Source organism: Enterobacter sp. Ag1 (genome assembly GCA_000277545.1).
GTDB lineage: Bacteria > Pseudomonadota > Gammaproteobacteria > Enterobacterales > Enterobacteriaceae > Cedecea.
Map to the genome: position 1 here is coordinate 1 of AKXM01000011.1, position 8,831 is coordinate 8,831.

At 57.6% G+C, this 8,831-nt stretch carries 8 protein-coding genes and 1 pseudogene; 4 read left to right on the plus strand and 5 right to left on the minus strand.

Going from position 1 to position 8,831, the window contains the following annotated elements; all coding sequences use genetic code 11:
• Nucleotides 1-447: 447 nt before the first annotated feature.
• Both A936_RS05890 and A936_RS05895 read right to left on the minus strand, forming a co-directional pair.
• On the minus strand, nucleotides 448-1,869 hold the full coding sequence (locus A936_RS05890) for an alpha,alpha-trehalose-phosphate synthase (UDP-forming) (protein WP_008455610.1): 1,422 nt from the start codon (nucleotides 1,867-1,869) through the stop codon (nucleotides 448-450).
• 42 nt (nucleotides 1,870-1,911) lie between these two features.
• Entirely contained in the window at nucleotides 1,912-3,330 is a 1,419-nt protein-coding gene (locus A936_RS05895; RefSeq protein WP_008455612.1) for a glutamine synthetase family protein, read from the minus strand.
• A 260-nt stretch (nucleotides 3,331-3,590) separates the two neighbouring features.
• On the opposite strand from A936_RS05895, the gene osmF reads away from it, so the two are divergent.
• The 4 genes from osmF (at nucleotide 3,591) to A936_RS05915 (ending at nucleotide 7,434) form a co-directional block, all read left to right on the plus strand.
• Entirely contained in the window at nucleotides 3,591-4,502 is a 912-nt protein-coding gene (gene osmF / locus A936_RS05900; RefSeq protein WP_034808011.1) for a glycine betaine ABC transporter substrate-binding protein OsmF, read from the plus strand.
• Nucleotides 4,503-4,620: 118 nt separating this feature from the next.
• On the plus strand, nucleotides 4,621-5,772 hold the full coding sequence (locus tag A936_RS05905; protein WP_008455616.1) for an ABC transporter permease: 1,152 nt from the start codon (nucleotides 4,621-4,623) through the stop codon (nucleotides 5,770-5,772).
• Nucleotides 5,772-6,719 (plus strand): ABC transporter ATP-binding protein, encoded by a 948-nt coding sequence (locus A936_RS05910; protein ID WP_008455617.1) that lies wholly within the window; start codon nucleotides 5,772-5,774, stop codon nucleotides 6,717-6,719. The genes A936_RS05905 and A936_RS05910 overlap by 1 nt, the downstream gene beginning before the upstream one ends.
• Entirely contained in the window at nucleotides 6,703-7,434 is a 732-nt protein-coding gene (locus A936_RS05915) for an ABC transporter permease (protein WP_008455618.1), read from the plus strand. The genes A936_RS05910 and A936_RS05915 overlap by 17 nt, the downstream gene beginning before the upstream one ends.
• Here the strand turns inward: A936_RS05915 and A936_RS23700 are convergent.
• The 3 genes and pseudogenes from A936_RS23700 to A936_RS24060 all read right to left on the minus strand — a co-directional run.
• Entirely contained in the window at nucleotides 7,415-7,507 is a 93-nt protein-coding gene (locus tag A936_RS23700) for a YohO family small membrane protein (RefSeq protein ID WP_409335219.1), read from the minus strand. The genes A936_RS05915 and A936_RS23700 overlap by 20 nt on opposite strands.
• 122 nt (nucleotides 7,508-7,629) lie before the next feature.
• Nucleotides 7,630-8,385, minus strand: coding sequence for a MerR family transcriptional regulator (locus A936_RS05925; protein ID WP_008455619.1), 756 nt, complete (start codon nucleotides 8,383-8,385; stop codon nucleotides 7,630-7,632).
• Between the two features lie 283 nt (nucleotides 8,386-8,668).
• Nucleotides 8,669-8,831, minus strand: a pseudogene (locus A936_RS24060) (integrase core domain-containing protein); the annotation flags it as partial.

Below are 8,831 nucleotides of genomic sequence, written 5' to 3' on the forward strand. Positions count from 1 at the left end.
CGCGATTCGTTCCCGACAGCTCAACCCCGCCTGAGTTGGGTCATAACCGGGGGCGCTGAGAGCCGGGAACAAGGGCGTGGCTTTGAGACCTGAAGCAACGTTAACGTTCCTTGTGGCTGCGGGTATAAAGCGAGGCACGGTTCCGGCTTAAATCGCCTTCGTTTTCTCTCCGACTGGCCAGGGTCCGGACGTCGGGAGCGGCCGGAGGCTGAGAGCGTCGGGAACGCGTCTCAGCCGACCCAGGACTGGGAGATAAAACGGAGGTCTGCCGCTTCAGCGGTCGATTTATTTGGCCGGGAGTCCGGGGTCTCGGGGGAGTGACGGTGGCTCCCCCGAGCCGTTCACCGTCTCTGTGATGGCATATCAAACCGAACTGGAAGTGAACGGGACCTTAGCCGACCCTGCATAATCACGGGTATTTGCTGCCATAAGCCTGACCGGAAACCATCAATACAAATTCTGCGGCGTAAAAATCCCGTGGTGGGAAGTGCGTAAAGGAATCACTGTGGCAGGCGCTGGGGCAGGCGCAGCGCTGAGCGAATCAATAAAAGCTCTGGCCCACCACTGGCTGTCGTACCTTTCCACTTTGGCCAGCAGCTGCTGGTGGCGGCGTTTCCGCTCGTGCAGCGGCATCGTCAGCGCGGAATAAAGCGCATGGCTTGCTTCGTTGGCATCGTAGGGGTTGATCAACACCGCATCCGTCAGCTGTTCCGCCGTGCCGGTCAGGGCCGACAGCATCAGTACGCCGGGGTCTTCGGCATCCTGCGCGAGAACAAAAGCTTTCGCCTCCAGGCTCATCCCCTCAGAAAGTGGGGTGAACATCGCCACGTGGGCGTTACGGTAAAACGCGTGAATCAAATCGGAGTGGCAAAGATGGTTGCGAATATAGTTGATGGGGTACCAGGTCGCATCCCCAAAGCGAGCGTTAATTTCTGCGCACTGGTGTTCCAGCTGGTCGCAGAGATCCCGCGCCGACCACGAATAGCCCCTTGAAGCGTCAGAGATTTGCAACAGGCTGACGTCACGCAGGTACTCCGGGTGCGAACTTAGAAACGTTTCCATCGTATTCAGGTGGCAGTGCACGCCGCTGATATCGCTGATCGTGTCGTTGCTGATCACAATCTGGCGAGGGTAGTTCCGCACCGCTTCGGCGTTGGTGTGCGAAAGCGGTGGCAGAGTTTTATCCACGCCGCAGGGGAAAATCCCCAGCCGGATAATGTGCCCGTTGAGCTGAATAAGATTATCCGCCAGCCGCTCCACGCGGTAAAACCGCAGCGCATAGGCGAGGAAATTATTCACATCTCCGCTCGACTGAAAGCCGAGCAGATCGTAGCTGAACAGCGCCTGCATCAGGCTGTCGTGTTCAGGTACCGAACGCAGCACATCGCCTGGCGGGAAGGGCTGATGCAGGAAAAAGCCGCAGCGGTTGGTGTAGCCATCCTCTTTGAGCATCTTGCCGGTGAACAACAGATGGTAGTCCTGCACCCAGACGAGATCGTCAGGCTCGATTTTGGCGGCCACCCGCGCTTTCACGTCATGGTTATAGTTTTTCCAGGTGGTGAAATACTCTTTTTTATAGTGGATCAAATCCGGGCGATTGTGGAAAACCGGCCACAGCACCTGATGAATATAGCCCTGGTAAAAGTTGTCATACTCGTTGGGGGTCAGCGCCCAGCTGTATTGCTGGTAGCCCGACTGACTGAAAAAACGCTCTTTTCTCTGCTTGTTCCCTGCGGCTATTTCACCGTTCCAGCCAAACCACAGGCCCGAATGTTTCTTCAGAACGGCATGAAGTACCGGAAGCAGAGGATCGCCGCGCTGCCCGCGTTCTGGTTCGCAGCGATTAGACAGCATGATAAGACGAGACATACATCACCTCAGGTTAGCATTCAGGTTAAGAGCACACGGGCGTTAGCGGGACAGCACCGCTTCTTCCTGGGTCACGATAGTTTCAAACCACGCCAGTTCCGACAGCTTGTGGGTCACCCACTGGCGGGAGAACGCTTCCCCCAGGCTTTCGGCCATGTAATGACTTTGCTGAAACTCATCGATTGCGACGTGCTGGAACAGCGGCAGCTCAGGGGCAAACAGGGCTGAATTTTTCAGGGTATCGCTGTCGATATTTTCCAGGCCGTAAAGCATGCCGGTCAGAATGGCGGCCATCGCCAGATACGGGTTCACGTCGGCCCCGGCGAGGCGGTACTCAATGCGGCGGTTGCCGTCGTCAGAGCAGGGAATGCGCAGGGCAGCGCTGCGCTTGTTGTAGCCCCAGGAACTGAACAGCGGCTCGGTAAGGTTTTTGCGCAGCCGCCTGAAAGAGTTGACGTGTGGGGCAATAATGGCCACGGCGGCGGGCATTGTTTGCAGCATCCCCGCCAGGCAGAGCTGGGTCATTTCGTTCAGATTTTCCGCCGGGGAGGCAAAAACGTTGTCGCCTTTGCGGTCGTTCAGGCTGATATGAAAATGCAGGCCGTTTCCGGCCAGGTGCGAAAACGGCTTCGCCATAAAGTTGGCCTGATAGCCAAACTTATCGGCCACGATGCTGGTCAGGCGGCGTAGCGCCAGCACGCTTTCGCACACGCCGACGATGTCTTTGCCATGCTTCAGGTTCAGCTCAAACTGCCCGGCTTCCGCTTCGCAGACGATACCGCTCAGCGGCAGCTTTTGATCGGCGGCGGCCTGCTCCAGCGCTTCAATAAAAGCGGTGTAATCGGAAGGGACGGGCATATAAAAGCAGCCCTGGGCCGGCACGTCCTGCTGGGCTTTGCTGACCAGGTAAAACTCTATTTCCGGCGCGGCGACCGGGTACAGGCCGTGGTAATGAAACTTCTGCAGGACATTTTCCAGCACCACTCTGGGTTCTAGCGCGTAGCCGCTGCCGTCGCTCTGCTTCATGGTTAACAGCAGCTGCGCGTTGTGCTTCGGGTCGTGGGCGCAGGGCCGCAGCGTCCCCGCCACTGGCAGGCAAAGCCCGTCGGGCTCGTCGTATTCCACGCTGGCTGATGCCTGGCTAAAAGGTTTACCCTCGTGATCCATCGCGTAAACGGACTGCGGGAAATAGCAGCCGGCAGAGAGCGACAGCAGGCTGTCTACCGCGATGCGCTTGCCGCGAAAAGCTCCGTTGACGTCATTGAGGTAAATATCAACGTGCTTTGTGTCGGGGTGACGCTGCAGGTAGCGCTGTACCTCTTCGGCAAACTCTTTAGCTCGCTCCGCCGCTGGCTTTTGCCCCACTGACTGGCCGACGGATTCTTCATTGGATGAAGCCTGCGGCAAAGCGAAAAGCGTAAAAATGTTTTTAACGAGTGAGTGGTGAATGAGTGAGTTCATGGCGGTCTTTTTCTAAGCCTCTCGGCGACGAAAAGAGCATATTCACTGGCGTATAAAAAGAAGGTAAAAAAGCCCAGGCGGTGGGTAAAAAAAGTATAAATGGCAATAAGTGTGGGGATTTAGCCCGGCACCTGCGGCTGTCCGCCTGTCCAAACGAGTTCGCATATCATATACCGCTTAGTGCTTTCCCCAGCCGATTCAAACTCGGCTATTCTTTGTTTACTGCATGATTTTTAAGTAAAGAACAACGAGGAATAACTATGAACATATCAACACGTTGGGGTTTGGCAGGGTTAGTGATGTTGGCAACAGGCGCGCAGGCGGCGGAATCGGTGAAAGTCGGCTCTAAAATTGACACCGAAGGCTCTTTGCTCGGCAATATTATTTTGCAGGTGCTGGAAAGCCACGATGTAAAAACCGTGAATAAAGTCCAGCTCGGCACCACCCCGGTTGTGCGCGGGGCGATTACCTCCGGCGAGCTGGATATTTACCCGGAATACACAGGCAACGGCGCGTTCTTCTTTAAAACTGAAAACGATCCGGCCTGGAAAGATGCCCAGAAGGGCTATGAAAAAGTTAAGCAACTGGATTACGACAAAAATCACCTGGTCTGGCTGACGCCGGCCCCGGCCAACAACACTTACACCATCGCGGTACGTAAGGACCTGGCGGAGAAAAACCACCTGGTTTCCCTGGCGGATCTTAGCGAATACCTGAAAAAGGGCGGCACCTTTAAGCTGGCGGCTTCCGCCGAGTTTATCGAGCGCTCCGACGCGCTGCCGGCCTTCGAAAAAGCCTACGGCTTTAAGCTGGAACAAAGCCAGCTGCTTTCCCTGGCCGGGGGCGACACCGCAGTAACCATTAAAGCAGCGGCACAGCAAACCTCCGGCGTTAATGCCGCGATGGCCTACGGCACCGATGGCCCGGTTGCGGCCCTGGGCCTGGAAACGCTCACCGACCCGAAAGGCGTGCAGGCCGTTTCTGCGCCAACCGCCGTAGTGCGTGAGGCCGTGCTGAAAGAGTACCCGCAAATTGGCGACTGGCTGAAACCGGTCTTTATTTCCCTCGACCAGAAAACGCTGCAGCAGCTGAATGCTAAGATTGCCGTGGAAGGTCAGGATGCCAAAAAAGTAGCCGCTGATTATTTAAAGCAAAAAGGCTTTGTTAAATAGCCTGCTGGCGGCGTGCATTGTGCTTCAAAGCCCGAAATGCACGTCGTTATTTGGTCTGCCTCAAACAGTCGACAACGCCGGTTGTCGGCTGTTTGTCATCAATCTGCTGGAATGACGTTTGCTAAAAATTCATAACAGGGTACTGCTGCTGCTGGTGTTACTGCTGGCGGCCGCCTTGATGTTACTCCCGATCATCAACAACGCGCCTAACCGCCTGGTTTCCGGCGAGCCGCTGGGCATCACCCAGTTGCCCGGCACGCTGTATTACTGGCTGGCGATTCCTTTTCTGATGCTGGCTGGCCTGACGCTGGCCCCCGCCCGCGCCATCACTCAGCTGGTGATTATTGCCACCGGCGAGCTGCTGTTTATCGGCCTGCTGTTACTGCTGGGACACACCGCGAGCCAGCTTGCCCTGGAGGGCAGTTCCCTCGCGCGTACTTCCCCCGGCAGCGGGCTGTGGCTGATGCTGGCGGTTTGCCTGCTGCTTTGCGCCGATGCGGCTAACAGACTCACGGCCAGCCCTTTGTGGCGGCTCTTGCTGAATCTCCAGGTCTGGGTCGTCCCCGTCGCGCTGCTGGCAACCGGCTACTTCAGCGATCTTTCGCTGATGAAGGAGTACGTCAACCGCCAGGACGTGTTTGACGATGCCCTGAGCCGCCACCTGGCCCTGCTGGCGGGTACTCTGGCTCCGGCGCTGCTGATTGGCGTCCCGCTGGGGCTCCTTTGCTATCGCCGCCCGGCCTGGCAATCCGGCGTGTTTTCTCTGCTCAACGTGATCCAGACGGTGCCTTCCGTGGCGCTGTTTGGCCTGCTTATTGCGCCGCTGGCGGGTCTTGCCGCCTGGCTGCCGTGGCTGGGGAAAATGGGCGTGAGCGGGATTGGCGTCGCGCCTGCGCTGATTGCGCTGGTGCTTTATGCGCTCTTGCCGCTGGTGCGTGGCGTGGTGGCGGGTTTGCAGCAGGTACCGCGCAACATCGTGGAAAGCGCGCTGGGCATGGGCATGTCGCGGGCGCAAATTTTCTGGCGAGCGGAAGTGCCGCTGGCGTTGCCGGTGCTGCTCCGCAGCCTGCGTGTGGTCTGCGTGCAGACTATCGGCATGGCGGTTATCGCCGCGCTGATTGGCGCAGGTGGATTTGGCTCGATTATTTTCCAGGGGCTGTTGAGCAGCGCGCTGGATCTGGTTCTGCTTGGCGTGATGCCGGTTATCGCCCTGGCGGTGATCGTCGACGCGCTGTTTAAGCTGTTTATTTCTCTGCTGGAGGCAAAATAATGATCGAGTTCGATCGCGTCAGCAAATACTTCCACGGCGAAGCGGCGGTCAGTGATTTGACGCTGAACATCCTTGAAGGGCAATTCACCGTGCTGATCGGCACCTCCGGCTCAGGCAAGTCCACCACGCTGAAGATGATCAACCGCCTGGTAGAGCACGACGAAGGGCGCATTCGCTTTGCCGGGGAAGAAATCCGCAGCTTTGACCCGAAGGCGCTTCGCCGCCGCATGGGCTACGCCATTCAGTCCATCGGCCTGTTCCCGCACTGGACGGTGGCGCAGAACATCGCCACGGTGCCTGAGCTGCTGAAGTGGCCGAAGGCGAGAGTGGCCGAACGTATCGACGAGCTGCTGGAGCTGTTAGGCCTGGACGCCGCGCAGTTCCGCGACCGCTATCCGCACCAGCTTTCCGGCGGGCAGCAGCAGCGCGTGGGCGTGGCCCGTGCGCTGGCGGCCGACCCGGAGGTGCTGCTGATGGACGAGCCTTTTGGTGCGCTGGACCCGGTCACCCGCGCGACGCTGCAGCAGGAGATGATCCGCATTCATCAACTGCTGGGGCGCACCATCGTGCTGGTGACGCATGACATTGACGAGGCCTTAACGCTTGCCGACAACATCGTGCTGATGGACGGCGGCAAAGTTATCCAGCAGGGAACGCCGCTGGAGCTGCTGACCAACCCGGCCAACGACTTTGTGCGTGATTTCTTTGGCCGCAGTGAGCTTGGCGTCCGGCTGCTTTCACTGCGCCACGTCGCAGACAGCATTCGCGCCGATGAACGTCTGGAAGGGGAACCTATCCGGGCAGACATGACGCTGCGCGAAGCGCTCTCGCTGTTTATCGACCGTCAGTGCGAAAAACTGCCGGTGGTGGATGCCCAGAATCAGCCCTGTGGCGTGCTGCACTTTAGCGACCTGGTCAGGAGGAGAGAACATGCGCCTGCTGCGTGACCCTTTGCTGTGGCTTATCGCGTTTTTTGCTGCGCTGCTGGTGCTGCTGCCCTACACCAGCGGGCTGTTTAGCTGGCTGTTCCCGCAGCTGACCAGGCCTATGTACCAGCAGGACAGCTTTGTCTCTCTGGCGCTGGCGCACTTAACGCTGGTGGGCATTTCCAGCGTGGTTGCGGTGGTGATTGGCGTGGGGCTGGGGATTCTGGTCACGCGTCCGGCGGGGGAAGAGTTTCGTTCGCTGGTGGAGACCATTACCGCCGCCGGGCAAACTTTTCCGCCGGTGGCCGTCTTAGCCGTGGCGGTACCGGTGATGGGGTTCGGGCAAGAGCCGGCGATCATCGCGCTGGTGATTTACGGCCTGCTACCGATTTTACAGGGGACGCTGGCGGGAATTGGCGCCGTGCCTGAATCCGCGCGCGAGATTGCGCTTGGCATCGGCATGAGCCGCGGGCAAATGCTGCGGAAAGTGGAACTGCCGCTCGCCGCGCCGGTTATTCTGGCGGGCATCAGGACGTCGGTGATTATTAATATCGGCACCGCAACGATCGCGTCTACCGTGGGCGCTAACACGCTCGGGTCACCGATTATTATCGGGCTAAGCGGCTTTAATACCGCCTATGTGATTCAGGGCGCGGTGCTGGTGGCGCTGGCGGCAATTGTTACTGACCGCCTGTTTGAGCGCCTGGAAAGTTACGTCACGCGCCATGCAAAATAACGATGTAGCCGACCAGCATCACGCCGCCAATGCCGCCGATCGCCATAACCAGCATTCCGCCCACAAGGGCCATTTTTGACAGTTTCATCCGTTGCTCCGTTTGTTAACGAAGCGATTATAAAGGGAAGCGGGGTTGTTAATGAACCTTTGATTGTGACGAAGAGGGAAAAAGGCCATTTTCCCTCTTTATTGCCGTCAGTCCGTGGGCTGTCTGCGCTCAACGTTACCCAGCACAAAAACGGGCAGCCCTGCGCTGCGCCACGATTCAATCTGGTCTATTTGCCGTTCTCCGGGGCAGTCACCGCACCAGACCAGCAGCGTTTGCCGGTCAAAAATCTCCGGTTTCAGGCTGCTCAGCGAATTAGCCAGCACGTCGACCCGCCAGCCTTGCTGGCTGGCAATCCACGCCGCCATCCACAGCCGCGTTGTGTCCTGCACGTTCCAGCCCACGACTAAAGCATCTCTGCCATTTTGCTTGCGCGCGGCGGCAATACACATCGCGATATAGTTGATCAGAGCGCCGTCCAGCAGGCTAAGCAGCGCGCACAGCGCAATTTGCTGCCCGTAAAGGCGGCGACGCAGCGGAAGATAGAGATGTTGCACCAGCGTGTGCGCCGGATAGATACGCCCAATGTCGGCTATCCAGGCGCGGAGCAGGTTGGGGTTGCCGCTTTGCAGATGGCGGAGCAGCGTTTCCTGCCGCTCTCCCCAGGCGTGTTCTTTTTCCCGGTGTTCACCGCTGAGTAGGCCTTTGACTTTGCTGACCTGCACGCCTTGCTCGATCCAGGTTTGGATCTCGCGAATCCGCTCGATGTCGGCGGAATCAAACAGGCGATGCCCGCCGTCGCTTCGCTTAGGTTTGAGCAACCCGTAACGCCGCTGCCAGGCCCGGAGGGTTACCGGATTAATATTGCAAAGCGCAGCCACTTCTCCGATGGAATAAAGCGCCATAACGTCACCTGATACCTTAAGGGGAGGCCCTTACTAACTGTAGTAAGTTCTGGTGAGTTTGGCTTCATTGGGCGAGATTTCTTGGGGGATTGGCGTTGTTGCTTAATCACATTTCTCTTTCAAATCTTCCACAGATATCTTTCGCTCCGCAGTTATGCCGTTCACCGATAATTCAGTTTCCCTTGTACTTTCAGAGCACGTGAACGTGTCAGGGGGCATTACGCTGTATGAACCGGTCACATGGGTTACAGAACTGACCGGTCACATGGGTTACACCTTTCTCTCAATCTAACCTCAGGATACGGTGATTGATTCTGTCGTAATGCGCCAGTATCAGTTCACCAAATCCTATTTCGTCGCATTGCTCATTCAACGGTTTCATCCAGACCCACTCATTTCGTAGCGCTTCACTCAGAAATATTCGGGTACTGTTGAACCATAAATCT